The sequence below is a fragment of the Halorientalis persicus genome (genome assembly GCF_900110215.1).
Classification (GTDB): Archaea; Halobacteriota; Halobacteria; order Halobacteriales; family Haloarculaceae; genus Halorientalis; species Halorientalis persica.
Map to the genome: position 1 here is coordinate 17,452 of NZ_FOCX01000018.1, position 26,540 is coordinate 43,991.

The window sequence follows — 26,540 nt, forward strand, 5'->3', positions numbered from 1 at the left end:
ATAGTGATCCACTGACGTGTCTTGAACAGCTTCCCAGAGATCCGCGCCGTCAATCGAATTCCAGTCCGGGATCTCATCGGAAAGTGCCTGCTCAAAAACCACAATACTGACCAGAGCATCTGGGCAGTAGGCATCGTTAAAATCTGCGACTGTTTGCCCAGTTCCGGGGACATCCCACTCACTGGCAACCGTACCAGGTTAATGGACTATCACCATACTCGTCTGCCCATCCTTATCTCGGTCTAGAACATGTCGGCCAACAGAGTAGCGGTGCGTAAATTCCGCATCAGGGCTTGTTTCAGTATCAGACATCCGTGAGAGTCTAGCTATTCAGTCTGTTACTCGCTACTTGACTCTTTAGGAGTACTGTCGAGGAAGAGAATCCACTTTCCGGAAATTTCCGGAAATCCTGGATTTCCGCATACAAAATCGCATGATGGCGGCACAGTGGATCGCGGTCTACAGGTGCAACCATGCCATTTCCGGAAATGACCCGGTTACGTTTTTATTACTTGCCGGTAAAACCAGTCAGTTACAGATGATCCGCGATGCTCGTGTCCTCCGTGCTGGCTTCGTCCCTCGAGAAGTCGAGCATCGCGACGCCGAAGTCAACCACCTTTCAACCGTCCTCGAACCCATCACCAACGAAGAACCCGCAGATACCGCTATCGTCACCGGGCCCAGCGGGACCGGCAAAACGTGTATCTCGCAGTTCGTCACCGAGCGCCTTCGCGAAGAGGTCCTCGGCGTCGAAGCCACCTACGTCAACTGCTGGCGCAACTACACTCGATTCCGAACGCTCTACCAGATCCTCGACGATCTCGGTGCAACCATCGACATCCACCGCCAATCCACGCCCCACGACGAACTCGTCGACCGCCTCCAGCAATACGACGGCCCGCGAACCGTCATCATCCTTGACGAGGTCGACCAGCTCGAAGACCCAAGCGTCCTTTACGACCTCCACAGCCTCTCGCAGTTCGCAATCATCTGCATCGCCAACAAGGAAGAGGAATTGTTCAGCCGTGTCGACGACCGTCTCGTGAGTCGACTCCGTTCGAGTGAACACGTCCAAATGGACAAGTACCACGACGAGCAGCTGTACGACATCCTGAGTGCTCGGGCTAAGTGGGGGCTCGACGAAGACGTCATCACCAACGACCACCTTTACCGAATCGCCGATGCGGCCGCCGGTGACGCCCGCCTCGCAATCGGCATCCTCCGAACGGCCGCCGGCAAGGCCAACCGCGAGAACCACGAGCGCATCACCGACGACATCCTCCTGGACGCCGCCGAGGACGCCCGGGCCCAGATCAAGCAGAAGAGCATCGATTCACTCACGCCACACCAGCGCGTCGTCTACGACATCGTTCGTGAGCACGGCCCGCTCGGCCCGAGCGAGATTCACGACCACTATACGGACGAGGTAGACGATCCCCGGACGAAACGGACAGTCCGGTCCTATCTCTCGAAGATGGCTCAGTACAACCTCCTCGAGGCCAAGGGCACGAGCCGGGATCGAGAATACGCGATCATTGAGTCACCGCCTGCTGCAACAACCACTTAAAACATTCCAGAACATCGATACACTATGACCACACTCCCCACACTGTTCGAGACCTTCCTGTCAGACATCCGCCCGCAGGACGAGCACAATGATGCCTACAAGGAGGGCCACGAAACCCTCCGCGACCACTTGCAGAATGACGATGACATCGACGATTTCTACGTTTCAGACTTTCTACAGGGGAGCTACCGTCGGTGGACGGCACTCAGACCGCAAGAAGACGAGAAATCCGACGTTGACGTCGTCTTTGTCTCTGATCTCAGCAGTGATCTCGATACCGATGTTGCGCTAAGAAAATGCGAGCCGTTCCTGGATGAACACTATGAGGGGCAGTGGGAACCGAATGCCCACTCCTACAAAATCGAGGAAGAGGAGGTGGAGATCGATCTCGTCTTGACAGCGGCACCGAGCGAGGCAACACGAGAAGCCGTCAAATCACTGGGTTCACTGGACGTAGGCACAGCCCTGACTCCGGACGACCTTTCGACCGTGGCGGAGGCCCTCAATATGTCGGCAGATGGCGACGACGAGTGGAAGGACGAACCGCTCAAGATCCCACATCGAGATGAAAACGAGTGGGAGAATACCCATCCCCTCGCGACTATCGCCTTCACCGTAAATAAGAACGATATCACGGATGGCCACTACGTGAACGTCGTCAAAGCCATCAAATGGTGGCGGCGAACGAAGACACCCGACGTCGAAGGACCGACAAGCTATCCCCTCGAGCACATCGTTGGTCAGTGCTGTCCAGATGATATCGACAGCGTCGCTGAAGGCGTGACAAGGACGCTCGAAGAACTTACACGGCAGTTCAAGACCGAAGCAATGGCCGAGGAAACCCCCGTCTTGCCGGCTCACGGGCTCCCGGAAACCCCCGAGAATGACGTCCTCAAACAAATCGACGGGGACGATTTCGCGGCGTTCTACGATGAGGCCGAGGATGCCGCCGCGCTCGCGCGGACAGCACTGGATGAGGAGGACAAAGAAACATCGAGGGATTACTGGTACCAGCTCTTCGGCGAGAAATTCCCTCCATTCGGAAGCGACGACGATTCTGACGATGGAGGGGAGAAAGCCATGTCAGTAGGGTCGTCCTCACAGGTAGAGGATCCATCTGATCACCAGTTCGCCGAGTCGGACAGCTGACGTTACAAATGCCTCCCCACGAAATTACAGAAGCCGTTGCATCCATTGCCGAACGGGACGGAGTCACCGTCCTCAAAGAGCCATATCGACACGATAGCAACGGACGGTGGATCGTCAAGATCAGGCTTTCACCAGACGACTTAGAACCCCATCCGGACGTGCCACGCGAGACGGACTGGTATCTCCATCTACGGGATACGTACCCCGCCGGTTCAATTGGGATCTACCCTGCGGATCAAGAAGAGAACACCATTACCGCCACATTCCCCCACCAGAAGCTGAACGTGGCTGGGAGCAACGATACTCCATGGCGAAGAGGCGATATCTGTGTTGCTCGGTATGGGCACACTCTCAGTCAAACGGGAGCCACCGGCGAACCCAGCACAAGCCGTGATCGACTCTGCTGGCATATGGACCGAGCATTACGGTGGTTAAGTAATGCTGCAAAAGGGGAACTCCGGAAACCAGACGAACCGTTTGAAATCCCGGCCTTCGATACGAACTCGGCTTCGGCCCCGACCATCGCATTCAACGAGACGCAGGAGTCGTTCTCAGACTGGAGGGAGACGTATGGACAGTGGGGTACGGTCAACCTCTGCTCGTTGCCGACCGCTGAAGAGACATACGCGACTGGAACGTTCAAAGACAGCGACGATGAAGTCGTCTATCAGCCACAATGGGGTGGATACATCGATGCGAATCCTGAGGACTCTGTTTCCGGAGCGTGGGCACTGTTAGAAGAGGTGCCGATTGAACCCCCGTGGGAGGCCCCGGGAACGTGGCAAGATTTGGAAGGGTTTTTCGATGGCACCGAGACCGACCCGTACGAGCTACGGGCAAATATCAAGCCTGTGTTGGACGATGAACCGGTCAAAGTTCTTCTAATCGGGTTCCCTATCCCGGCAACGGTCGACGGCGATCCTGAGATCATCTATTGGCAACCAATCGAGATAGAGGAGTTCAAAGATCCGAATGACCTCTCCGGCGGATTTCGAGATACTGGAAAGGGGCCAGAGATAGCCGAACGGCGAGAAGCAGGAGAGGAACAGATTCGGTGGCTGGACTCGGACAACTGGTCGCACGAGCAGCTCACCAGACGCGGACATATGACGGAGTGGTTCCTGGATCGCAACATCGTACTCATCGGAGCGGGAGCGCTCGGCAGTATGGTTGCCGAGAATCTCGTTCGAGCCGGCTTTCAGCAGCTTACCATCGTCGACAACGACACGTATGAGATCGGCAACGTGGCTCGCCACACACTAACAATCGATGAGGTGGGACGAAACAAGGCGACAGCAATCGCGGACCGGCTCGAATCCATTGCACCGTACGCCCAGATCTTTGATGTGGATAGCGCCTTTCCACCGAGCGGTGAGTTGCCGGAGCCAATTAGAGAAGCGGAGGTAGTAATTGACTGTACCGCATCACAGGGAGTTCGTCGCGCTCTGGATGCGATTAGATGGAATCACCCGGTCGTGTTTTGCTCCGCTGCGATGGGTCGGCGAGCGAACCGGTTGTTCTGCTTCACAGCTTACTCACATACCTTTCCGTACCGCGATTACAACGAAGCGTTCGATCCATGGCGGTTGCAAGAACAGATCGAATGGGACGAAGACGAGGATGCCATCCCCGAACGAGTCGGCTGCTGGCACCCAGCATCAGTTATCCGAACGGACCGGGTGATGACGTGGGCAGGAACAGTGACACGACTTCTCGATCAGGCGACGTCATTGAGCCTGCGCGAGAATCACTTCACCGTACTCGAGACCGGTAGTGACGACGAGCTGCCGACCATTTCACAGGCCACACCTCCCTTCCAGGACGGAACAATATGGCGAGCACCGGAATCGCCAATCACCGTACAGATTCCGGCCACGTGTCTTGAAGCGATGTATGAGCGCTGTCGGAAAGAACACCCCTGTGAGACGGGTGGTATTCTGGCTGGAACCGACCGTCTCGATGGACCAGCACTGGTGGTTAATGCCCGAGACCCACCGCGGGACTCCATTCAAGAACCAACTCGATTCCTCCGCGGAACCGACAAAGTCGAGGAGTGGCTCAAAGACGCCAAGGAGAGCATCGGCATCGACTATCTCGGTGAATGGCACTACCACCCCGGCGCTTCACCCGATCTCAGTCGGGACGATCGGACTGCGATGAATGACATCGCCAACGACGACGGCTACGACTGTCCCCATCCGCTCCTCTTCATCGTTGGACAGGACGAAGAAGGTCAATTCACGATCAACGCCTATCTATTCCACGATAGTAAGGAATACGAGCAGTTAGAACGGATTGACAACCCAGATGCAGCGACAACTCTCAACGTCGGTGACGATATATGACTGATCCAACTGGCCGTGTATTTCTCAGCTATAAGCACGAACAGACGGACGTCGCCAACTTCCTGCAAACGGAACTCGAGCGACACGGGGTGCCGATTTGGCGGGATATCTTCGATTTGAAGCCGGAGCCACTCAGAGACGAAATCATCGACCAGTTGGAGAACCCGGAAACGGCCAGTGGTATTGCGCTCGTCAGTGAGGGCGTAGCCGACTCCGACATCATTCTCAACGACGAGTTGCCGGGATTCAACAAGCGCTGGGACGGGGATGACGAGTTTTTCGTGGTCGTTGTGCCATGTCCCGATATCAGCGTTGGAGAAGCCAAATCGATACTCAACGAGGCACCGATCCTCCACGGCTTTTCCGCCTGGAAAATGCTCCCCCTAGAGGAGACCACGTCTGACAAAGCTACAGAGATCGTCCAGGCCGTCTTATCAGAGCGGATCGAGCGGATAAATGGGTATTTGCCGGACGGTGAGCCCCTCGAATGTTCACTTGATACCTACGAATCGCCCGCTCACGACATCGATCCAGCGATTGCTATCGACTGGTCAAGATCTTTCGAACATGGTCCGCCATCCCAAGAAGTATGGAACCAGCGTCTACTCCCGGCGTTAACTACGGTAACGGACAGTCTCATTCAAAACGCATCGGGCCGCCCCCTTCGATTCCGTGGCCGAACGCATCTTCCCGCTGCGTTCGCGGCCGGTTACTGTCTTCCAACCACACGTCGTATCCAAGCAACGTGGATGCAACCCACCGGCCCTGCCGGGATGACAGAATGGACACTCGATATCGACCAAGAGGAAAGCGGGTTAGAAGGAGATCTCCAGCGACAACCGAATCACGGAACCGAGCTTGCGGTGCTCGTCAACATCGCAGCCGATGTGCAACCGGAGATCGACCAAATGCATAACGACCTTCCGGATTTCAACGGTATCCTCAGATTGACACCAGAAGATGGACCTGGTGTGGAATTGTCCCCGGCACAGGCAGCCCATGCTGCAGATGTTTTCCGTACCAAGGTACGAGACGCAATCAAAAAACTGCCCAAAACATCGACTATTCATCTCTTCATGGCCGGCCCTACAGGGCTCGCCTTTCTCTTCGGGCGAAACTCAAACACTCTCAGACCGATCCAGACTTACCTCTACAGCAAAGACGAGGGTCGGTACTATCCTGCTGGTCGATTACAGAATCAGTCACTTTCAGACGGCTCAGACACCGCCTCAGAAGATCAATAGCAAATCAGTGCCCATTGCCAGAAGAGCATCGACTCGATCATTTCGCACCAGCGCGTCGTCTACGAGATGATTAAAGAACTGGTAGGTCGTGTTTTGTTGACCAAGAGAATGCACCCCCGTGATTTATTACTGCAGGAGCGATTATGTCCTATTATGAGCGCAAAGGGCCAGCTCCGTCGGTTCGAGAACAGGGCGCAGTTGCTGCGCCATATCTCTGAGGAGACCGGCACGGACATCGACACGCTTTGGGACGAGTACGAAGCCCAAGTCGAATAGAGCTCTTTGCTGTTTTTGATGCGTGGGCGACGACACTGATCTCGACGTATCGTTCGCAATAGACGCAGAGACAGTCTCTCTGAGCCCAATCGGGGAATATCAGGTTCTCGATCTGGAAGGGCCGGTCGTCATCGTTGGAGATGCGTCGTACCGGGTCGTGCCGGTCGGTGAAGAATCAGACCCGTCAGAAGATGTCCGGGAACTTAGCGTCGACGAAATACGTGCTGCACTCAGCGAGCTCGCTGACAACGACGACTTTCAGTCAATCGTAGACAATTGCCCGACGAATACGCCGCTCGTCTACGACGACATCGATTATTTGACTCGCCATCTCCCCACAACTTCGCTCCAGAAGTGCCAGAAGCTGAGTGAGAGCACCCCTTTCGAGAAGGAATTACTCCTCCAAGTTGCCTACGTAGAACGCCAAAACTCTCTCGTCGGGCACTCAGACAACGTCCTCGAGTATTATCTCGAACAGCGTACTGAAATCGCTGAAAAACTCCGGTCCACCGACGAGATAGACGGCGACGTTGAGCGGTCATTCTTTTCGTATCTCCTCCTCGCCTCGGCACTCATCGAAGAGTTGACGACAGAAACGGTCCTCAACGAGCTCTTTCGCGAGGAAGCTCGTCTCGACAGCATCACAGAGCACGTTCGGAGTATGGGGCACGCGAAGCGATTAAAGAAACTTTGTGATATCCAGATACTGACCGGAGGTGACCATGGATCGCTTGTCGAGGTCAAAGAACGCAGAAACAACCTCGTCCACGACGCGCAGAAGCGTGCAGGCCTTGACGAACTCGAATCGCGTCGTGAAGTCGCACAGATCCTCGAACAGACTGATCGATGTGCGTCCGTCCTACTGACGATCTCGGGAAAGAACATCGAGTCAGTCATCGCGAAGCGGGGGTGTGAGCCCTATATCGAACACGCTCAATCTGAGGCAGTAGCCGACACAATCACAACCTGGGAACAGGAGAATCCAGAGCGCCTGTCGAGACTTCACGACTGTGAAAGAGCGGCCCTCGAAGAGATTCGCTGGGATACGGAAGAGAGTGACCCTAGGAACAACATCACGGAGGGATTCACGTTTGATGGATTTGATGACGAGGAGCTGTATGAGATACTGATGGAGTTCGTTAGTGATGCCTCACAGGCGTTCCTCGACCGGATTGATGCCGATGCGAACGAGAGCAATCTCGATCGCTTCGATTTCGCAGTGATGGTGCTGCTCTGTGCTGGTCACAGTTACGAGGAGATTGGCCGCTGGCTAGATACCGACGAAAAGTACGTCCAGCGGAAGGAGAACGTGATAGCCTGGAGAGCTTCGCAGTTCGAGAAGGATCTGGTTGAGGAGATCCCCCGCCCAGAGGGCCCAACATGGCCATCGGACACAGCATCAGATGATCAGGATGGGTGCTAGCTCGATAACAGACGGGTCATCGTCGCATAGTACGTGCTGCTCTCTCAGCGGAAGGCACACTTAGATAAGACCGAGCGTAAGCATCTCGAAGACCGCCTCACGGCAGAAGGCATCCGGGATCGAGAGTACTCGCTCGTCGATTCGGCAGCTGCGTCGCCGATGCAGTGACTGTGACCCCGTCAGCTATCAGGAACTGAACTCGCCGAGGCCCGATTGCTCGTGGTCCAGCGGCTCGATGACCTGGGGATCGTCGTTGCCGGGGTTGTTGACTCGCGTCGAAATCTCGTAGGCGTCCAGATCGTCCTTCGGGTACGGCTGGCACAGTTCCTTGGGGGTGTCCGAATCTGCGGCGAGCCAGTCAGATTCCGCGTCCTGCGGGAGGACGACCGGCATCCGGTCGTGGATGGAGTTCATCAAGTCGTTTGGCTCCGTCGTGAGAATCGTCACGCACGAGATCGTCTCGTCGTCACCCTCCCAGACGTCCCAGAGTCCAGCCATCGCGATGGCCGGATCATCCTCGCGGTGAATTCGATACGGCTGTTTCATCTCGCTGTTCGGTGATTTCCACTCGTAGAACCCCGACGAGAGGACGAGACAGGGGCGGGATTCCCACGCTTGTTCGAAGACGCGTTTCTCGTCGGCAGTCTCGGAGCGGGCGTTGATGATTCCCTCCACAGACTCATCTGCCCAAAAGGGGATCAAACCCCAGTGGTAGCGGTCGATCTCGTTGGAAGCCTCGTTCGTGATGATGTGTAAGTCGTCGGCGGGCGCAATGTTGTATCGCGGTGTATAGCCCCCGTCCGTGACAAGCTCGGCGTCGAAGCGCGCCTCGAGGTCTCCTTGTTCGACGAAGAGAGAATTGCGTCCACACATATGCGCGTGTTCGTGGAGGAATGTCTTCAACGTAGTCGCAAAGGAGCATCGTCAACGGCGGCTCTCGTCTTAACCAACACGACTCGGGCTCATCAGGACAGGATATTGGTTACCGCTATCGACACTAGCCGAGTCCTATATGGCTTGTTTTTCAGTACGCATCAGAAGGCTGAAGCAATTTCTCTGAGGATTAAAGATCCAGAGTGAGTGCTTCCCAGAATTCTTCCATCTACCTGTTCGGGGACAACCGTCGGGACTCGCGTGGCGAAGTGAAGCAACGGCTGCACTCTGTAATCCCGGAAAGTGCTGAGGCCTTGGTTATGGAGCACGCTGAGAAGACTGGTGGAGAGGAACCCTCTCAGTGGGTGGTCCTGAAGAACCCGAGTATAATCCTGATTCAACTGCTTACGGTGTGGTGGCAGAAGAGGAAGAGATCGGCGTCGGACAGGGTTACGGAAGAGAGTCAAACCTCTGTAGCGGAGGAAGTGGCGGAGGAGCTTGAGCTCGAAGTGGAGTACACGGATCTGTCCTGGCTTCAGCGCTTCGACCAGCAACCGCTGTACTTGACAGCGGCCTCCTGCACCGCCGTACTACTGCTTTTCTTCGGCTGGATTCTACACCCCTCACTGAGCTTTCTGTCCATCCTGTTCGTCCCGACCATGGCGCTGTGGACTCACGGGGTACACATGGGAATGCGAGACCAGAAGATGGCCGAAGACCTGAGGAAGTACGGAGACCAGTACTCTGGGATCGTGTTCTTTGCAGGAGACGACCACATCGACTCGGTAGGCGGACTTCTCGACGGCGGGTTTGAGATAGTGGAAGACGAGGATTCACGGCCCTAAATCCTTGATCCTGAAGGCCTGGTTACTGGCCATTTAATTGGGCGGCACACGACGACTCCGGTAATGAGTCAGTCAAGGGTGGAAGTACAGGACTATATCGATGATTTGGAAGAGGACGCCGAGGAGATCGGGGAGCAGGCCCGGCAGTTTTTCTCTTCGCTCGATACGGAGAAGAAGCGGGTTAGAGCTAGTATTATGTCAAATAAGAAGAGTCAGAAGACTTTCTGGGTAGACCCTGAGGGCGCTCTAAGGGATACTCAACGCGATCTGAAGAGGCAGTATGAGTCCTGGTATACCAGGTCGGAGAATTTGGTAGCGGAGTATCTTCCCGGTCGGTTAGACGAGTTTGAGGAAGCTCGTTCAGAGATCAAGGAGTACTTCGACTTGGACAAGCCGAGTGCGGGACGAGGCTGGGAGAATGCGTTCAACGGGTTCGTGGATCTGTTCGATGAGCAGAGACACATCCTGAACTCGGTGCCTGGCAGGATCGAATCAGCTACGCTGGAAGCGTGGCAGCAGATCTCCCGCCGAGTGGAGAAGGAAGAGATCCAGCAGGCCAGGGAACTGTTTGACGAGGATTTCGTCAGGTCCAGTGGTGTAGTCGCTGCAGTAGCCCTGGAACGCCACCTCTTGACTCTTTGCGAGAACTCTGAAGAGGTCGAGGAGTACGAGCCGAACCACGGGATTTCTCGCCTGGCACAAACCCTTCACGAAGCAGATGTGATTGAGAAGACTACGTGGAACGATCTAAAAGCGTTAGCAAGTATCCGGGAGACCTGTGCCCATGCAGAAGAGCCGAAAAAGCCTGCTGTACGCAGGTTGATCAACGACTCTGAAGACTTCATCCGGCGAAACCCGCTTCATTGATACCGTCTTCTACTCTGTGACCTTCGTATAGACTGTGTTCCCGTATTTGTCCGTTCCGACCTTTCTCACGTTCATCTGGGTGATTCTTCGGATCAAGGGTCGGTTGCATTCGGGGCAGCGACGGCCACTCATGTCTAATTCTGCAACAGCCTCGCAGGAGGTACACTCGACGAAAGTGAGCTCTTCCTCAGGATCGTCGTATTCCTCTGCCTGTAAGGCCTCGTCGCACCAGTCTAAGTCGGAGACATCTCTTTCTGTGGGGTCCGGTCCGTCGTATCGGCCTTCCAGGTTTTCCTGATCCCACACCGGTTTCAGACCCTGGTTCTTTTCGAGCCATGCCATTCCCCAGCCGGTCTGGCAGACACTGTGATTGTTCCGAGAGAGCTCCAACCCAGGGTACTCTATATCCTGGTCAGAGGGGCGGCGGGCCAACTGCACCTCATCTTCTTCCCCATCGTAGACGAGCAGGCCTACATCACCCAATGTGTCGTGTCGGGTCTCCAAGAAATGAAGGCCGTCCTCTGCGTATTTCAGGGGTAGACAGAGATAGAGCTCTGTCAGGCCTCCGGAGTCGAGGTACCGCTTCAGTTGCTCGGCGATGTTCTCCTTGTTGGAGAGATCTGGCTTCACCTCGGCAGCAGTGATCTTGAACTGTTCTCGAGGATTCTCACCGTCACCGTCTTCGTCGTCTTCGGTTTCCATTCCTCCGAACCCGTACCGCTTGTCTTGGCGTTCGTGGTAGATCCTGAACGGACTCGCGTGTCCAGAGAAATGCATAATATCCGGTTGCTGCGGCTTCCTACTCTCCTTGCTGGGAATCACGGGCTCACGGATAACAGGTCCGTGGCTTTGTTCAATCAAGTGCTTCCACACACCGTGTGCGATATCAAATTCCCTGGGCTCGCCTTCTCCTCGCTCCGCTGCTTCCACGCAGGGAGGTAGCTCAGGAGAAGCACCGGAGGGCCGGTCGTCGGTCAACGCTCGAGGCTGGCGCACGATTTCGATGCCGCGAGGCCTGTCGAAGTCCCGTGGCAACCTTCTCTCGTCGACGTCGCCAGGTGCTAAAGGTGGTGCCCGGATCGCACCCACGTATTCTGGTGGCTCCTTGTCACCCCATTTGTCGAAGAACAGGCTCCACTTTTCGTCCCAGTTGTCCCTGTCCTCGATCGCCCGAATCAACGGCTTCGGACCTTGGGTAACAACGTACATCGAGTCGCAGTAACCGGACTCAGCGTATCGGTCAAGTTGCTCGGTCAATCTTCGGATCTCTGTAGGTTTGATCTCATCCTCAGGATCCGGAGCCTCGGTACCGAGATCTTCGTCGCGTGCTCCCTAGGCCACTATGTTCCAATGGTTCTTGACTTCGATACCCCACCGCTGTCCGTTCGGTGTGACGACGTAGAGATCGATCCGACCTGAGTCCGGCAGTGAGACCTCACCGTAGACAGAAAATCCTCGGGACTCCAGTTCGCTCCAGAGGGTTTCCTGGATCAAGGGTTCGATGATCCTCGCCATTACCCAGCTGTTTGTGGGTTAAAGACCTAATAAGTAGGTCTTTAGCCAGTACCGATGGAGTCGAATCCCCTCCAGAGAAAAGAGGTTCTGATAAGCCTCTAATCCTACATAAACAGCAGTTATTTGATGGTAGACACCTGATAACTGTTAAGAGGAAAATTATGGTCAGGAGAGTATTTTTCAGCTTCCACTTCGACCGCGATCACTGGCGAGCCAACCAGGTCAGGAACAGCTGGCTGACTCAGGACGACCGAGAATCAGCCGGATACATCGATGCAGCTGACTGGGAGAGTCTGAAACGACAAGGTGACGACGCGATCAAACGCTGGATCAACGACCAGATGAAGGGTACCTCGGTCACAGCAGTTCTCATCGGCAAGGAGACCTACGACCGTGACTGGGTTGAATACGAGATCAAGAAGAGCTGGAGAGACGGTAACGGCATTGTTGGCATCCGAATCCACAACTTAGAGGATGAGAGCGGATACACGGACTCGCGTGGAAAGAATCCGCTCAGCAAGATCTACATCGAGGAGAACGGGCAAAAGAAGTTCTTCGATGATATCTTCAGCACGTACCGTTGGAAGCGGGATAGCGGCTACGATAACTTGGGAGACTGGGTCGAAGAAGCCGCTCAAATAGCAGGTCGATAGAGAAATGGTTTCGGACGAGAGCTTCCATCAAGAGCTCGAACAGATTCAGAATGTTATCGACAGGCAGGCCTCTAACTCGTTCAAAATCAAGGGATGGACAGTGACCTTGGTTGTGGTCGCTCTGCTATTCCGGACTAACAACTTTCAGCTGTTCGCGGCATTCATCCCTCTAATTGGGTTCTGGTTCTTGGATGCATACTACCTGAAGCAGGAGCGTAGGTTCCGAGAACTCTACAACTGGGTGAGACAGAACAGGCCGGACAACGAAGACCACCTCTTCGATATGGATCCATCTAGGGTTGACGGTGACGTCGACGGCACGGCCAGGCTGATGTTGAATAACTCTTTGCTGTGGTTCTACGGCACGGTCGGCATCTTACTTATATTGTACTCGGCCATCCTGACCTTCATCAACGGAGGGACGATCTTTGGTTAGACGAGTTTTCTTCAGCTTCCACTACGGCCGGGACGTCTGGAGGGTGAATCAGGTCCGTAACAGCTGGGTTGCCAAGGAAAACCGGGAGGCTGCAGGGTTCATCGATGCGGCAGAGTGGGAGGAGGTAAAGCGTGAGGGTGAAGATACTATCAAGGATTGGATCGATGAGCAGATGCACGGCACTTCTGTCACTGCAGTCCTGATCGGGAACGAGACAGCAGACCGGGACTGGGTTCGCTATGAGATAAAGAAGAGCATCAAGCGAGGGAACGGCATCGTTGGCATCAAAGTCCACTCCCTGAAGGACAAGGAGGGCAGTACTGATTTCAGTGGGAGCAACCCGTTGAAGAAGTTCGTCGTCGAGGAGGACGGTGATGTGAAAACTCTCTCCAGCATTTTTCCGACCTATCACTGGAAGAGGGACAACGGCAGGGAGAATATCGGTAACTGGGTGGAGGAAGCAGCTCAGGCCTCTGAGCAATTATCTGGTGTTCAGCGGAGATCGGTTAGACGCAGAGAATCGATTGCTGAAGGATTGAATTTCGATGTTGGCGCAGTAATCGTACTCGGTATCTTGATCGTAATCTTCATCGAGAAATATACCGACATAGATATCCTGGAGAATATCGACCTCTCCCAGTTCCAGCAGGCTACTGGAGACGACAATATGTTCCCATAACTTACCCGTGTGGCAACTAAACTCCAAGCTACATACTCAGTATGCCTCCAGCAGATTCCTCCCAGCAACAGACGGACGACTTCCATAGTCATCCGCCTATCCAGTGTGATGCGTGCGAGTCTGCTCTCTACTCTAACAGAGGTCACACATTGTCCTTCCTTCTCGTGGATCAGCTCACACTCCCCCTTGTTGGATGTAATGACCACCTTGAGCAGTTCACCGCTGTCTGTGGATTCACTACCGAGAACACAGCTGAACTGATAGATCATCGGCCAGCCGGCGGTATCAACTGTCCTAGTTGCCACCTCGCACCCCATAATCCAGATCAACCGGTGGTTCCGGTACAAGACGGAGCAGTTGCGATCCTTGCCTGTCCAGAGCATCAAGTAGAGATCGTTGGTCGGTTCCACACAGGTCTTGATATGCAACAGCAGCTAACTGCTTCTCTCGATACGTGAGAATAGGCATCACATATTCTGATTTACCCGGAATCGGTCGATGAGATAATAGGGCCTCTATACAAATTCTGCGCGTTATATCCAGCACGACACTGGTACACATCACCGGAAGAGGGATTCAACTAGACCATTCTGGAAACAGTCTCGGAAACGGTCGAACTGTACAGAAACCCGGCGACTTGCGTCGTTCCATCGATGATCTGGTCGAGAAGGCTCCAAACGACGGGGAAGCCGCGATGGATCGCGGCTTCCACCTCCCGAATAGCCGTGTGAACGGTTTTGTAGACCCACCCGAGCAAAGTGCGGCCTGAGTGATGCTGAGCAACGTATCGGCAGATATAATAGTATTTCAATTTGATGGATTCATATCATGAATCGCAGGAAGTACTTGATGGGGGTACTAGCGGTCCCGTCGTTGACTGGATGCCTAGGTTCCGACACCGGAAACAACAATGAAGATCAAACGGAGACAGACGAGCCAGATCTATTAGTGAGATATAACGTTGAAATAATCAATGACGCCTACGCTCCCGGAAGTTCTGAGACTTACAGCGAAGGGCCACACGCAGTGTTCACAATCTGGATCGAGAATAAAATGAGTGACCTGCTTCCTCTCGGGGACCAAGAAGAACAGTTGGACCCACCTTTCGAACCCCCGTCACAAGGTGCCCAAGTTTGGAGTGTTTTCGAGAATATCCCAGCAGATGAAGAAGAAAAAGGCAATTATGTCTGGGTAGCAGACAGTATGGACGCTGATCCAACGCTCGTTGCGGCAAGTGACGAATACGAAGTGGTCGTCAACCGAGATGAGGAGTTCGACGTTGAGACGCAGATATTTAAAGGATAAACCCTAGAATCAGCAGTCGACGAGGAGCCAAGCCTCAACGACGGTTCCGTTGCCGTTCGGCGAACGTCGTGGATTATTATAACTCCGATGCTCACACCCACAATTTCTCTATATTCCTGACTATATCCCCTGTACTGACCAAATCAAACGTTTCTGATTCTCGGTGTTTAACGTGCTGATTATGCGCCCTGTATTCAGCAAATGCTATCTCTGAAAGCAGCACGCGACACTTTCTCCATTTGATGGGATCTAGTGATTCAGCCCCGATCGTCCGGCGACAGAAATTGTCTCCAGTGTCTGTCCTATAACATGGTGCCGGCTTGTGTCGTCGACAGCCGTTCGAGAGGTATACCACACAGTAACGGACCCAAGCTAACAACCGCGCGTGGGGTGTGATTTATTGCCGATCGTGGGAATTCGTGTGTCAGTTGGGGCGCATTCATCCCCCGGGGACAGCCCTACCCGGTGACAGCGTCTGTCTCCGGTGGGTCGTCGGTCACGACGCCACCGGGAATCTCGGCATCACTGGGGAGGACGAGCCGGCGTTCTGTGTACTCGAGCCCGTCCTTGCGGTGAGTGCGGCGTTCGATATACACTCGGGATTTGGCGAGTTCGCGCAGTCGCTCCATCGCCCGCCCGGCTAACTTCTTGGCGTAGTCGCGACTGAGTGACTCGTCGTCCCGTTCGCAGTTGGATTTGATGAACACACGGATGTCGCTGGCATCGACGTACTCGGCGACGTCCTTACAGCCTTGGGTCCAGAGACTGCCCGGGCTGTGGGTGGTTCGGGCCGTCCAGATGCGGGCCGCGATATAGTCCGCTCTGGTGTTGGTGGCCGTCGCCAGCGCGTCCTCGTCAATGCGTGCGAGTTGCTGGATTGGGAGGAGATCAGCTGCCGGTAATGTGTCCGGACCCCGATCGAGTGGATCCTCGTGGTCGGGCAATCGAACCCACTGGGTGCCGTCCTCACCGGTGAAGCGTTCGAGGCGATCGTCGGGTACGTCGAGTTGTGTCGGGGTGACGTGGTCGTATTGCAGGTGAGCGCCCTTTTCGAGTTCGCGGGCCTGGAGTTCGGCTAGCTGGGACTGGGTCGTGTCCGTGCGTTTTCGGAGTGCGTCGAGGAGGGCTGTCTGTTCCTCGACGGTGGTTTCGAGGTCGTCGACGCGTGCTTCGGCATCCTTGCAGGCTTGGCGTTCCTTTTCGAGGTCCGTCTGGAGTTGATCGATCTGATCTTGTTGGGCCTCGACGGTAGCCTCGAGGTCGGCAATGCGGGATTCGAGTGTTTCGAGGGCCGTCATCGTGGCTGCCCTCCAGCGGATGTGGTAGCGAGCGATGCGACTGGGCGTGCGGGGGATTGAATAGCCCCCGTGAATGTATCGAACATGTCGGCACTCCCGACTCCACATACGGCCCTGTGTCAGCAGCACATGGGCCGGTTTCTAGCCGACCCGCGGCCGTCGTGTAGAGTCATACTTGGCTGTGATACACCGGCATCATAAATTTGTTTGGTAACAACTGGTAGTATCCACACAAGAATTGCCAAACAGTCGATGTTTTGAGGCTGGTCGTGATGGTGTTATGTATGGCAGGACGGAAACCATCCGTTTCAGATGTCGAGATTCTTCGCGAGATGGCGATCTCGCCAGATCCCGTCCTGACTGCAGTTGAGTTAGCCGAACGTATCGATATGAGCCAGCAAGGCGCTCACTCACGGTTAGAGTCGCTCGAAGATCAGCAATACGTGAGAAGTAAGAAAGCTGGATCCCGAGCACGTGTCTGGTGGATCACGGACCGTGGTCGTCAACAGTTAGCTGAACTGGACTGATCTTCTTTCAACCACCACACAACCGCTCGAGACCCAACCTCCTTTTTACAGAGGGTCCCTGATTCCTTGAGTCGCTTCAGCCGATCATACGCTGCTTGTTGTGTGATATGGAATGATTCTGCTACCTCCGTCGCAGTCAGAACTGGCTCACATGAGTCTCGAAACAACTCTACAAGCTCTTCCTGAGTTTCTGTGAGGGACATATGGATGGCCTATCTGATCCTAAGGTTGTTACCAAACAAAATATTTATGGTGGTAGCGCCTTACCTATCTGGTAGGAACACCGGCTCTATTGGGCAATATTCTGTAGAAAGCTGCCCGCCTGCTAAGGACAGGCGAGCTGGGGTTCCAGACTGATTCAAGAACCCATGGCAACGAACACACGCACTGCTGAAAACGCTTCCGTCCGGCCACAGTGGCTCTTCTGTGGGACGGACAAGACTGGCACCGATCATGTGTACAACACAGTTACTGACTCCGTCGTCGCAGTCGCGCCGGATGGCCACCGCGAACATGTCGCTGACCTCTCGGAGGCGAGTATCGACGAGTGGATGGCCTTCGTCGCTCAGAAACGCGGGTGGGCCGATCGACGTCTCTTCGAAACCTTCGGCGACGCACTAGCTGCTCGGGTGAGTAGAGTATGACCGACTGTGTTGATACAGAGGCTCTCCAGCATCAGTTGGTCCAGGCGTACACTCGTGCTGTGCATCCCGATGTGATTGCCCATCTGCGGGCGGCGTTGGAAGAGTTCGACGACGAGCAGTTAGATGAGTTGGTAGAGTGTCCAACTTGTGGGCGACTTGGGATGGCTGAGCGGATTCAAGTGCACGACTGTCAGAGGTAGAACTCAACGGCGGGGAGACCTATGAATATTTGATTGATTACGGACACTCCCTAATCTATCCCGGCTTAGCGCGATAATCACTATCACAGACTGTCTCTGCGTTGTCCCCGACTACAACTGCCTTTAGGGCGTGCGCCCGAATTCAGGCGTTTCAGAAACGCCGATTCTGGCAATCGGATAAGCGCTACCTGCGACGCTACCTGCGACGAACATCTCTGACGATCAAATTGCCATCACAGCCAACGCAATGCCATCACTCGGGTGCAACGACAGTTTCACACCCAGGACACTCGGCCCAGATACCATCGGTTCCGTCATCTTTGGTGTATTCGACGAGAACCCACGCTTCGGGGATGGACTCGCCACACTCCGGGCAGTGTCCGAGTGAGGGGGTGTCGGTGTTCATGCCAGAGGGTGGAAGGAGCGTGTGACAGAGTTCTTCCGGGTGTCTGTTTTTCACCCTCAAAGGTAAATTTTCGCCACGAACGATGCAGTGAGTCCCGTGGTTCTGGTGGGTGAAAGCTCCGCCAGGATTAATTGGCTGTCACCGGAACTGAACATACGGATGGGAGTCCGAACAGTCATCACGGGCCTGTTGCCCGGTGGGGGATCAGACGTCGTCGTCGAGTGCCGCAACTGTGGCACGACCGTGTCTCCGGGGACCGACGCGTGTCCGGACTGTGGCAGAGACCAATTCTGCCGCTACGAAATCCCGGAGTGAGTGGCCAACGGTGACGCGTGGGCTGCTATTGTGGAGGACTCAGATTCACGAGTAGGCGGGTGTAGTACATTTCTTGTCCCAAAATCGCCGCTCAGACGTCGAGTTCGTCTGTAACGGCGTCGATATCGGTGAGATGAGAGTCCGGCGGACACGCGTCGAGAATCGACGTGATAGTGGTCAGCGAGATGGGCCTGAAGTTCAACAGGTCAACTCCCACGTTGACCCGTTTTCTCTCGGAGTTGATCAGGGGATACTGCTGGAGGTCGTTGTTGTGGTGGTGGCCGTGCAGGACCCACCCGTCCCAGTTGTCGGGACCGTGCTCGGGGCGATGGGTGCAGTAGAACGTGTATCCATTGTGGCTGAGGACACACGAGTCGACGACCGGGAACGGCGCCTGACCGTCTGACAGCCCGACGTCGTGGTTCCCCTGCACGAGCAGGTCACCGCCCAGCGCATCCATTCGCTCAACGGTCTCGCGGCCGTCTTGCATATCCATCGCGACGTCCCCGAGATGAATGACGACATCATCCGTCGAGACGACCTCGAAGTGCCGATTCAGCATCACCGTGTCCATCTCCCCTGGAGAGTTGAACGGGCGATCGCAGTACTCGATGATGTTTGCGTGCCCAAAATGGTGGTCAGAGACAACAAATCGGGACATGTCCCGTCGTTTCGTCGAATCGGGGAAAAGCGCACCTGTGGTGTGAGAGACAGTAACATTACGGCTTTCCTGACTCACCACAGAGCTTCCACCGTCGAGAATTGCAGGCCTTCCGGCCTGCTAGACTCACACGAGTGAGGAACCGAACCGCTGTCGAGGTGGCTCGTGTTGCACGAACAGTATGGCTTTCCTGCGAGCAGGTGAACATGAACATATGCCGTTCAGCGTCAGTTGGCACACGCTGCTTGACCACGCCGACGAATTAGCCGACAAGGCGACACTCGTGACGCCCCTTACCCACACCGAGTTCCGCCTCTCGGACGTGCAGGAACACCGGATCATCATCGACTACGTCCAGAAAGACGAGACCCGTCCACTCCAGCGCGAGCAGTTCAAGACACTGTTCCGCCGGATTCAGGACGAACCGACGAACGAGTTCGAGCTGGACCGATTGCCGCCAGACGCCGACCCGTACGCGGCGGTGTTCTCGTTGCATCCCCGCTTCGAGATCGACGAAGATGCTGGCCTCATCCGCGAGTCCGAAGATGCACTCGGCACGCAGGTTCTCGAAGACGGGACTGCCGACAGTGACGGTGACGAGGAACCACGTCAGGAACCGGACCTCCAGGTCTACAGTGACGCACTCCTGTTGACGGACACGCTTGAACGTCACGAAATGGCCGACCTGACCGACGTGGAGACGGACGCGCTGGTCAACCTCTATACGAGTCTCTCGGACGTCCAGCGCAGCGCCGACGACCTCCGGAAAGAGATCGCCGACGTATTGTTGTCGCGATTGCACCACGACCGGCCGGTCAGCGGGCAGTTTGGCTCCGTCCAGCGGACGAGTCGGCGGCAGCGAACGCTCAAAGACGAGGAGACGGTGCTGAACGCACTCGAAGCCGCCGGGATCGATCGCGATCAGGTCACCAGCGTCGACCGCGACAAGGTCGACGACGCCCTGGAGGTGACCGACCTCTCGGAGTCGGACCTCTACGAGATCGAGACTACCGAATACGTCCGCAAAGCCGACGTTGACGAGGAGACCAAGGAAACCCGCCTTCAGGGGCTGAAAGACCGCCTCGCCGCCAGCGACGAAGACAACGAGGAGGTTCAGCAACTACAAGCCGAAATCGAAGAACTCGAGAACCGGATCGAAGAGCTCACGTCATTCTCCTCCGGGACTGCTTACCATACCGAAACACAGCGTGGGTAACACGCTCGATATGCGCTGTCTCGTTCACTCGGCATTGCTGGCAGGTTCTGAGTCGCCCTGCTGCAAACGCTACTGATAGGTTAGTTCCCTTTCCTGTCTGACAGATACGTGTCAGAGAAAGTATAGTAGCGGTTCGTACTCATCGGCTACGGTGGACCGGGCGAATCAACCGCGCATCGGTTGGAAGCCCCGGTTGAGACACCCTCTCATTTCGACTGTCCCTTGGGTCAGAGGTACTGGTCTTCCCAGTCGCGACGAGCCTCGAGTTCCCGTTGGCCACGGGTGGTCACGATGTAGTAGTTGGTCCGGCGATCCTGTTCGCCCTTCTCGAGGAGACCTTTTTCGACGAGAGTATCGAGATTCGGGTACAGCCGGCCATGATGGATCTCTTTCTCGTAGTCGTCCTCAAGTTCGTCTTTGATCGCCAGGCCATGCGGTTCGTCTTGCCCAGCAACAACGTACAGGAGGTCACGCTGGAATCCCGTTAGATCGTACATTTCATTCCACGCATATAGAGAATATGACATCAATGTTGGGGGTTAGAAGGGTTGAGGAGACGCTGGAAAGGTCCCGAGTCGCGCGATAATCTCGATCGACTCCCACCGACCACAGCGAAACAGCGGCATATGACTGTGTATTGGCAGGTGAGCTGATGAGAGATAGAGAGTATGAAGTCAGCACGGCGCTCACCTTCATTCCACGCTCTCTCGAATGAATCGGCTGCTCACTGCGTGTGCACAGTTAGCGGTGTGACTCGATCTCGATGATCGGTGATCCCTGTTCGTCGGCATCGATAGTGACCGTTGTTGTATCTGCTTCGAATCGGAGTATCATATTCTGATTTCCCTCTTGAAACAGTCTATCAAGGCCATCAGGGTTGATGTCATTGCTTATGATCCAATCTTGCTCAAGGACTCCCTCGTGATGTGCCAATGCCACCGCTCTCACAACAGCCATGCTAAGTGATTCGCCTTCTTCAGGTTCGTAGCGATAATTTTCATCCATCATTATTTAAACGGTGTCCAAAGGAATAAACAGTGGCTTCAGTCATTGATTCGACCGATACGCGGTCTCTTACATCTACCCCACAACATGGAGTCGATTACCTGCAAGAGACGCGCGCTGTGTTCTGACAACCTTCGTATATTGCAAGCAGAGATAACAAATCGACGTTAGCGTCGGATACACCCGATTGTCACTCATTTCTGATCTGCTAACTGGATGGTGTCACTCTCCGGAGATCGTATCCACATGGTTTTGAGGTCCTCGTCGGCCGCGTCTTTTGGATAAAAAACGTAGATGTTGTCCTCGTCGTATTCCCCGAACTGTACCACATCAAGATTGTTTCGTTCAGCATCATATTCATCCGTGGGTGCCATACTAGAATGGGGGAGACAACTCAGTAGTGCTACTATGCGTCTGCTGATGGTGTTTGTCAATTACTTGGCAGCAGCGACTCGATAAGAGTTTGACTGCGGTTGCGTGTGCGTCTTTGCTTCGGTGGATGTCCTTCGGACGAGTCGGTTGTGTTTTGTAGTGAACAAAGACACCATCAGGTATCGATTCGTCTCGTGTGAGATGCTCCCCCACTTTGAACAGCAACCCGTGGAGGTGGATGAACTCCTGGTGTTTCATTATACAAGACAACACACCAGCGTACAAAAGCTAATTTTCCAATTGGGTGTCGTATTCTCAGGCATCTCTATTTTAGAACGCTCATACGCTACGTATTCACGAAATACTGAGTGAACCAACTTTGTGGAGTCAATAGAACGTCTGCACTGACCGAATCAGACGACCCCGATTCTCGGTGTGCGACGTGCAAGACTCGCGCTGTGTATTTCGCATGACAAGCTGTGACTGTGTCTATTTTCTTATGAGTGTATTACTCAATTCGATCACTCGGTTTGCACCTGTTCCCATATGTTCACACAAAGGGGAACAACTTATCAGACCAGGCTGCCTATCCCTAGCTATGAGTCAGGAATCGCTCGACGACACGATCAAATTCCGTGCTGGCCCGATCAAAGAGGCGGCAACCGAGTTGGATGCTGTCCATTTGGGCGGGATCAATATTAGCGAACTCGCACGTGAGGGACTCACCCAGATGCTTCGTCGAGCGATGACTGACGACGACAAGATCGCGATTTACGAGCGCTATTCGGCGGGCGAACTCTCGGAGGATGCTGCTCGAGTCCTCCTTGGTGAGGAGTTCGACCGCCTCGAAGAAGATATCGACGCCTTCCGCGAGGCCGCCGAGGACGATACCAGCGACTATCTCGTCTAGATGGCTGGTGACGACACACGGTATCCGATCCTCGTTGACACGGATACCCTGATTGCCGTTGCGACCAGTTCGCTGTGGACCCATATCACTGAGAACGTCGGCCTCACAACGACCAACGTCTGCAAACAGGAACTCGAGCGGCACGTCGAGGAAACGCGCGAGACTGCACCGGAGGGAAGTCGCCCCTACCGGCTCCATCACGGGAGCCGGGCAGCGCTTGATGCGCTTGCGGATAAGGACATCCCGCTCACCCAGGTGACCAGCGTGCCCCGGCCTCACGGAGCGGACGCCGGCGAGGAATCGCTCCGACAGGAAGTGGCACAGAATCCGGACGCTATCGACTACGTTATTTTGATGGACGCGGCAGGCCGACGCTCGATTCGCCGCGCTGTTGACGACCAAGACGAAGACATTCGTGTCCTGGCACCGCCGTTTCTGTTCTACATCCTCTACGATAACGACCTCATATCTCGTGGTGAGTTCTGTGAAGCCTGCGGTGAACTGTTGGAACGTGAGGGCTGGACCGGATACAACGCCGTGAAAGCTGCGTGGGAGGGAATTCCGATCGATTGCAGTGACATTCTGGACGATGATCTCCTTCCCTGACGAACTCGAATGGATCGGAACACCGCAGCGAGACGCGATCGCTCGACACCGCTGGTGGATTCGTTCGAGCGGTATCTCCGGGACAAGGGGAAAGGCCGTCGAGGGAACAGCGGAAACTACCGACGCAACGCAGCTCGCGAACTCGAACGATTCGCCGAGTGGACTGTCGGGAACCGTGGCGGTGATGACTGGAGTGGCATCGTCACTGACGCCGTCGACCGCGACCCTACGTTTGAGGACCTCGCCGAGTGCGTGTTCCGGCGGTACGCCCGACACCTCACCAGTGACCGCGGGCTCAAGGAGAACACTATCCAGACGTATTACAACTACATTTCAGCCTGGTGTGGGTGGTGCGTCAACGAGGGGTATCTTGACGCGCATTTAGCACAACGGTCGAGCGCGATGGCACCGCTCCCCGACGATGACGGCCGAAAGCCAGGGGATCAGCAGGTCTGGACGTCTGAGCAGCGCCACGGCCTCACCCGCCACGTTGACGAACGAGCACAAGATGCACTCGAGACGTACACAACACTTCCGGAGGATGCTGGCCGCCTCGACACGCAGCGAGCACGCTACGAGGCGCTGAAGGCGACTCGTGACCGTGCACTCGTTTACGTTCTCGCGTACACCGCTGTCCGTGTCGGGGAACTGCTCCGGGATCCGAACGATACGCGCCGACGTGGTGTTCGGTGGAGCGAGGTATCGTTTGCTGACGAGGGTATGGACGTCTACCGGAAGAAACAGCAGTGAGACGTTGCGAGTCTCCCAGAGCCGGTAATTTCCCCACTGCGGAGCTATCGACGGCTGCTGGAACCACCAACCGAACGGTGGCCAGTATTCCCCACGTTCGGCCAGCGGACCCTCGCGAGGCTCGTGCAGGACGAACTGGCGGATCGAGTAGGAGACCCGGATGCAATCAACGAGTACCGTGACGAGTACGCCCGTGACCTCTTACTGGCTCTCGATGAAGGTATTCGCCCGCCCTCGTTGACGACAGACGGAGCCCGCTCGATTCTCCAGCGGCTATCAGATGAGGCGGAGATCGAGATCGACCACCCGAAACACGAGTACCTCGCTCCGCATGGCGGTCGACGGGGAATGGGAGAAGTCCTCGTCCGAGGGTTCGGGTATACGGTCGCAGCCCGGTATCTCGATAACTCGGAGAAGATGGTTCGTGAACGCTACTCTCACATTGAGGCCGACGAACTGGGTGATATAGCGACGGAAGCGATCAACGAGATGGATTCCGTTTGAACTGGCGGAGAGTCAATCTGTGCTCGCCAGTGGTGCCACTGGGTTAGACCAATTGGACTCGCGCGATAATCACGACCAGAACGTGACTCACTTTGCCGTCCCCGACTACAACCAAGTCGAACGAGCAAACCCATATCAACAGACAGTAAAGGTTGAATAGGTTTGTCAAGAACTCCCGGCTGGACGCTCCAAGTGAATCAGTTCAACATTGTCGGAATTAATGTCATTTACTGTTGCTTGTGGCTCTTGAGGGCGTCCTCGGATTCCTTCTCGCTGTAAACGAGGTCGTCGCTGTAGAACTCGCTCTCAGCCCAGATGAGCGAGAGATCGTATCTATCGGCCATCACATTTTCGGCATGGAGATAGCCACCGTCGCCGGTGACCAGCTTGTCGACTTCACCCGATTTCGCCAGATAGACCGCATCCAGCAGAATGCAGAAGTCCTCCTCTTGGATCCAGCCGTCGGTGGCGTACTCGATGTCCTCGCGGGTCTTCTGCATCTCGTGATATTGGGACTTCTCTATCCGCATCTGGCTGAGGAGGGATCCCTTGTTCTCCTCGCTCGTATAGAGAATCCGATCTACCAAGTCCCGTACAGCGGCCTTGACCTGCCGCTCTACAAGGGCCCGTTCCTCGAAGTAGTCCTCAATGAACTCCGCCACCTGCGGTTCGGCCTGCTTGCGTATCTCGAAGTGGTCGATGACGGCATCAACCACCCCGTCAATTGTGAGCCCATCCATCGCGAGACGGCTCACCTTCCGGTGGAATCGGGGTAGTTTCTTCTCAACGTCATTACGAATCTGTCTGTATCTCCCCTCTACGGCATCGACAGATATGTCGAACTCCGACGGATCGTCAGGCATCGGAGGGTCACCGTCTTCTCGGTTGCAGTACTCGTACAGGACGGCCTCGCTCGCGTATAACCGATTGTTCTCAAACAGCGGTGTGACGTCTCTATGCCATCTATCGTGGAAGAACGTCAGCCCGATAAGGCAATTAGTGTCAATGAAGTATCGCGGCATCAATTAGAACGCGTCAGATAATACTCTTTCACAGTACCTTCCACCAGCGCGTCAGCCGCTCGGGTCTCCGGGGTATCGTACTGGCCGTCATCATCGAACTTAGCGGCGAGGGCGTCAGACTCGATGCTCCGCAGAGTCCGACGGCAGGACTCACGAGCGCCCTCGAAGGACTCGATGTCAAGAACATCCTTCACCTCGGATTTCGACATCTTGTGGCGATGCTCCTCTGCTAACTGCAGAGAGAAGATTCGCCAAAACTGGACGTTTACTTCCATCATCCCACCTGCGTCCATCTCCGGGCGGTTGAGTTCCCGAGTGATCATCGAGTACCACTTCGTCAGATCGGATTCCAGTTCGGGGAACCGGGCAGTCGGGAAGACATCGAAGACATCAAAGATGGACTCCTCTATCGAGTTCCGACTCGGCTCTACCTCGTAGAAATCGGGATAGTTGTCGTGGAGCGTCTGCAACTTCTTGTCGAGAGTGCGCCACGTCCGCTGAACGTCGTATGGTGCATCGCTGTAGGTCTCGTCGGTCACTTCCTCCAGAGACGTCGAATAGTAGCGATTCAGAACGCGCCTCACGATGGGGCGGAGTTCGGCCTCAAATTCACTCCCGGTATCGCCGCTGGCCTTTCCGCCGGCATTCAATGGATCGACGCCGATGTCCGCCTCGGCAGGTGTAACCACCCCGTACTGGAACCAGAAGTAGGGGATGTCAACCTCAAGCCCCTGTTCCTGGGCCTCTGCATTTAGGAGATACAGGAGCTTGTGAACCGCCTTCCGAGGAAGAGAGCTGCCGTCGTACTTGTGTTCCTCGTGGAGGAGGCGGTAAGCGAGGGTGAACTGAGGCCTCGTCATATACGTATCTCTATACGGTTGTGATAAATGTCTATTGGGGGATCGGCTCGATATCGCCGAAGCAGTT

At 55.2% G+C, this 26,540-nt stretch carries 30 protein-coding genes and 2 pseudogenes; 19 read left to right on the top strand and 13 right to left on the bottom strand.

All coding sequences use genetic code 11. The features are described 5' to 3' along the window. Positions 1 to 538: 538 nt before the first annotated feature. The 7 genes from BMX17_RS16875 (at position 539) to BMX17_RS27340 (ending at position 8,172) form a co-directional block, all read left to right on the top strand. The gene (locus BMX17_RS16875) at positions 539 to 1,567 is read left to right on the top strand and encodes a Cdc6/Cdc18 family protein (protein ID WP_092662243.1); all 1,029 of its coding nucleotides are present in this window, start codon (positions 539 to 541) and stop codon (positions 1,565 to 1,567) included. A gap of 24 nt (positions 1,568 to 1,591) precedes the next feature. Next, positions 1,592 to 2,716, top strand: a complete 1,125-nt coding sequence (locus BMX17_RS16880) for an SMODS domain-containing nucleotidyltransferase (protein ID WP_092662245.1) — start codon at positions 1,592 to 1,594, stop codon at positions 2,714 to 2,716. An 8-nt stretch (positions 2,717 to 2,724) separates the two neighbouring features. Continuing rightward, the gene (locus tag BMX17_RS16885) at positions 2,725 to 5,061 is read left to right on the top strand and encodes a ThiF family adenylyltransferase (RefSeq protein ID WP_211611377.1); all 2,337 of its coding nucleotides are present in this window, start codon (positions 2,725 to 2,727) and stop codon (positions 5,059 to 5,061) included. Then, entirely contained in the window at positions 5,058 to 6,305 is a 1,248-nt protein-coding gene (locus BMX17_RS16890; protein WP_139203564.1) for an SAVED domain-containing protein, read from the top strand. The genes BMX17_RS16885 and BMX17_RS16890 overlap by 4 nt, the downstream gene beginning before the upstream one ends. A gap of 153 nt (positions 6,306 to 6,458) precedes the next feature. Continuing rightward, the gene (locus tag BMX17_RS27335) at positions 6,459 to 6,581 is read left to right on the top strand and encodes a hypothetical protein (RefSeq protein ID WP_008528531.1); all 123 of its coding nucleotides are present in this window, start codon (positions 6,459 to 6,461) and stop codon (positions 6,579 to 6,581) included. Positions 6,582 to 6,603: 22 nt separating this feature from the next. Next, positions 6,604 to 8,004: a hypothetical protein gene (locus BMX17_RS16895; RefSeq protein ID WP_092662249.1), complete on the top strand. Its 1,401-nt coding sequence runs from the start codon at positions 6,604 to 6,606 to the stop codon at positions 8,002 to 8,004. 33 nt (positions 8,005 to 8,037) lie between these two features. Continuing rightward, on the top strand, positions 8,038 to 8,172 hold the full coding sequence (locus BMX17_RS27340) for a hypothetical protein (protein WP_280141407.1): 135 nt from the start codon (positions 8,038 to 8,040) through the stop codon (positions 8,170 to 8,172). An 18-nt stretch (positions 8,173 to 8,190) separates the two neighbouring features. Here BMX17_RS27340 and BMX17_RS16900 read toward each other — a convergent pair whose 3' ends face one another. Continuing rightward, on the bottom strand, positions 8,191 to 8,877 hold the full coding sequence (locus tag BMX17_RS16900) for an SOS response-associated peptidase (RefSeq protein ID WP_092662251.1): 687 nt from the start codon (positions 8,875 to 8,877) through the stop codon (positions 8,191 to 8,193). Between the two features lie 320 nt (positions 8,878 to 9,197). Between BMX17_RS16900 and BMX17_RS16905 the strand changes: the two genes are divergently transcribed. Together BMX17_RS16905 and BMX17_RS16910 are read left to right on the top strand one after the other, a co-directional pair. Beyond that, positions 9,198 to 9,722, top strand: coding sequence for a hypothetical protein (locus BMX17_RS16905; protein WP_139203565.1), 525 nt, complete (start codon positions 9,198 to 9,200; stop codon positions 9,720 to 9,722). A 63-nt stretch (positions 9,723 to 9,785) separates the two neighbouring features. Then, positions 9,786 to 10,589 (top strand): hypothetical protein, encoded by an 804-nt coding sequence (locus BMX17_RS16910; RefSeq protein WP_092662255.1) that lies wholly within the window; start codon positions 9,786 to 9,788, stop codon positions 10,587 to 10,589. Between the two features lie 9 nt (positions 10,590 to 10,598). On the opposite strand, the gene BMX17_RS16915 is transcribed toward BMX17_RS16910, so the two are convergent. Both BMX17_RS16915 and BMX17_RS16920 read right to left on the bottom strand, forming a co-directional pair. After that, a complete protein-coding gene (locus tag BMX17_RS16915; protein ID WP_092662257.1) occupies positions 10,599 to 11,798 on the bottom strand; it encodes a hypothetical protein in 1,200 nt (399 codons plus the stop codon). Between the two features lie 123 nt (positions 11,799 to 11,921). After that, a complete protein-coding gene (locus BMX17_RS16920; protein ID WP_092662259.1) occupies positions 11,922 to 12,104 on the bottom strand; it encodes a hypothetical protein in 183 nt (60 codons plus the stop codon). 161 nt (positions 12,105 to 12,265) lie between these two features. Between BMX17_RS16920 and BMX17_RS16925 the strand changes: the two genes are divergently transcribed. Genes BMX17_RS16925 through BMX17_RS16935 form a run of 3 tightly spaced genes read left to right on the top strand, consistent with a single transcriptional unit; the run spans position 12,266 to position 13,872 of the window. Further along, positions 12,266 to 12,757 carry a TIR domain-containing protein gene (locus tag BMX17_RS16925; protein WP_092662261.1) on the top strand — a complete coding sequence of 164 codons (492 nt, stop codon included), beginning with the start codon at positions 12,266 to 12,268 and terminating at the stop codon, positions 12,755 to 12,757. Positions 12,758 to 12,761: 4 nt separating this feature from the next. Next, a complete protein-coding gene (locus BMX17_RS16930; RefSeq protein ID WP_092662263.1) occupies positions 12,762 to 13,193 on the top strand; it encodes a hypothetical protein in 432 nt (143 codons plus the stop codon). Then, complete coding sequence (locus BMX17_RS16935) at positions 13,186 to 13,872, top strand: TIR domain-containing protein (RefSeq protein ID WP_092662265.1); 687 nt, start codon at positions 13,186 to 13,188, stop codon at positions 13,870 to 13,872. The genes BMX17_RS16930 and BMX17_RS16935 overlap by 8 nt, the downstream gene beginning before the upstream one ends. Before the next feature lie 634 nt (positions 13,873 to 14,506). Here the strand turns inward: BMX17_RS16935 and BMX17_RS27010 are convergent. Beyond that, positions 14,507 to 14,664 (bottom strand): annotated as a pseudogene (locus tag BMX17_RS27010) (IS1595 family transposase); the annotation flags it as partial. Between the two features lie 57 nt (positions 14,665 to 14,721). Between BMX17_RS27010 and BMX17_RS16945 the strand changes: the two are divergent. Further along, positions 14,722 to 15,177: a hypothetical protein gene (locus BMX17_RS16945; protein ID WP_139203566.1), complete on the top strand. Its 456-nt coding sequence runs from the start codon at positions 14,722 to 14,724 to the stop codon at positions 15,175 to 15,177. A 458-nt stretch (positions 15,178 to 15,635) separates the two neighbouring features. On the opposite strand, the gene BMX17_RS16950 is transcribed toward BMX17_RS16945, so the two are convergent. Beyond that, positions 15,636 to 16,475, bottom strand: a complete 840-nt coding sequence (locus tag BMX17_RS16950) for a DUF8008 family protein (RefSeq protein ID WP_092662271.1) — start codon at positions 16,473 to 16,475, stop codon at positions 15,636 to 15,638. A gap of 284 nt (positions 16,476 to 16,759) precedes the next feature. Between BMX17_RS16950 and BMX17_RS16955 the strand changes: the two genes are divergently transcribed. Both BMX17_RS16955 and BMX17_RS16965 read left to right on the top strand, forming a co-directional pair. After that, the gene (locus tag BMX17_RS16955; RefSeq protein WP_092662273.1) at positions 16,760 to 17,002 is read left to right on the top strand and encodes a winged helix-turn-helix domain-containing protein; all 243 of its coding nucleotides are present in this window, start codon (positions 16,760 to 16,762) and stop codon (positions 17,000 to 17,002) included. Positions 17,003 to 17,370: 368 nt separating this feature from the next. After that, on the top strand, positions 17,371 to 17,646 hold the full coding sequence (locus tag BMX17_RS16965; RefSeq protein ID WP_092662277.1) for a hypothetical protein: 276 nt from the start codon (positions 17,371 to 17,373) through the stop codon (positions 17,644 to 17,646). A gap of 453 nt (positions 17,647 to 18,099) precedes the next feature. On the opposite strand, the gene BMX17_RS26740 is transcribed toward BMX17_RS16965, so the two are convergent. Both BMX17_RS26740 and BMX17_RS16975 read right to left on the bottom strand, forming a co-directional pair. After that, positions 18,100 to 18,252, bottom strand: coding sequence for a DUF7837 family putative zinc-binding protein (locus BMX17_RS26740; RefSeq protein ID WP_211611378.1), 153 nt, complete (start codon positions 18,250 to 18,252; stop codon positions 18,100 to 18,102). A 406-nt stretch (positions 18,253 to 18,658) separates the two neighbouring features. Next, a complete protein-coding gene (locus BMX17_RS16975) occupies positions 18,659 to 19,228 on the bottom strand; it encodes a metallophosphoesterase (RefSeq protein WP_092662281.1) in 570 nt (189 codons plus the stop codon). A gap of 214 nt (positions 19,229 to 19,442) precedes the next feature. On the opposite strand from BMX17_RS16975, the gene BMX17_RS16980 reads away from it, so the two are divergent. Further along, positions 19,443 to 20,444, top strand: coding sequence for a DUF7983 family protein (locus tag BMX17_RS16980; RefSeq protein WP_092662283.1), 1,002 nt, complete (start codon positions 19,443 to 19,445; stop codon positions 20,442 to 20,444). A gap of 227 nt (positions 20,445 to 20,671) precedes the next feature. Here the strand turns inward: BMX17_RS16980 and BMX17_RS16985 are convergent, their stop codons facing one another. From BMX17_RS16985 to BMX17_RS27545, 4 genes are all read right to left on the bottom strand, one after another. Beyond that, entirely contained in the window at positions 20,672 to 20,941 is a 270-nt protein-coding gene (locus BMX17_RS16985; RefSeq protein ID WP_092662285.1) for a PadR family transcriptional regulator, read from the bottom strand. A gap of 244 nt (positions 20,942 to 21,185) precedes the next feature. Next, on the bottom strand, positions 21,186 to 21,449 hold the full coding sequence (locus BMX17_RS16990) for a HalOD1 output domain-containing protein (RefSeq protein ID WP_211611379.1): 264 nt from the start codon (positions 21,447 to 21,449) through the stop codon (positions 21,186 to 21,188). A gap of 194 nt (positions 21,450 to 21,643) precedes the next feature. Continuing rightward, positions 21,644 to 21,823: a hypothetical protein gene (locus BMX17_RS16995; protein ID WP_092662289.1), complete on the bottom strand. Its 180-nt coding sequence runs from the start codon at positions 21,821 to 21,823 to the stop codon at positions 21,644 to 21,646. Position 21,824: 1 nt separating this feature from the next. Further along, complete coding sequence (locus BMX17_RS27545) at positions 21,825 to 22,079, bottom strand: UPF0058 family protein (RefSeq protein WP_092662291.1); 255 nt, start codon at positions 22,077 to 22,079, stop codon at positions 21,825 to 21,827. A gap of 340 nt (positions 22,080 to 22,419) precedes the next feature. Here BMX17_RS27545 and BMX17_RS17005 point away from each other — a divergent pair, with 340 nt between their 5' ends. From BMX17_RS17005 to BMX17_RS17015, 3 genes and pseudogenes are all read left to right on the top strand, one after another. Continuing rightward, on the top strand, positions 22,420 to 22,731 hold the full coding sequence (locus BMX17_RS17005; protein ID WP_092662293.1) for a DUF8065 family protein: 312 nt from the start codon (positions 22,420 to 22,422) through the stop codon (positions 22,729 to 22,731). Continuing rightward, positions 22,732 to 23,337 carry a hypothetical protein gene (locus BMX17_RS17010; RefSeq protein ID WP_092662295.1) on the top strand — a complete coding sequence of 202 codons (606 nt, stop codon included), beginning with the start codon at positions 22,732 to 22,734 and terminating at the stop codon, positions 23,335 to 23,337. A 9-nt stretch (positions 23,338 to 23,346) separates the two neighbouring features. Continuing rightward, positions 23,347 to 24,591: pseudogene (locus BMX17_RS17015) on the top strand (tyrosine-type recombinase/integrase). A 227-nt stretch (positions 24,592 to 24,818) separates the two neighbouring features. Here BMX17_RS17015 and BMX17_RS17020 read toward each other — a convergent pair. Both BMX17_RS17020 and BMX17_RS17025 read right to left on the bottom strand, forming a co-directional pair. After that, positions 24,819 to 25,454, bottom strand: coding sequence for a hypothetical protein (locus BMX17_RS17020; protein ID WP_139203567.1), 636 nt, complete (start codon positions 25,452 to 25,454; stop codon positions 24,819 to 24,821). A 158-nt stretch (positions 25,455 to 25,612) separates the two neighbouring features. Next, positions 25,613 to 26,473, bottom strand: a complete 861-nt coding sequence (locus BMX17_RS17025) for a hypothetical protein (protein WP_092662299.1) — start codon at positions 26,471 to 26,473, stop codon at positions 25,613 to 25,615. Positions 26,474 to 26,540 lie beyond the last annotated feature (67 nt).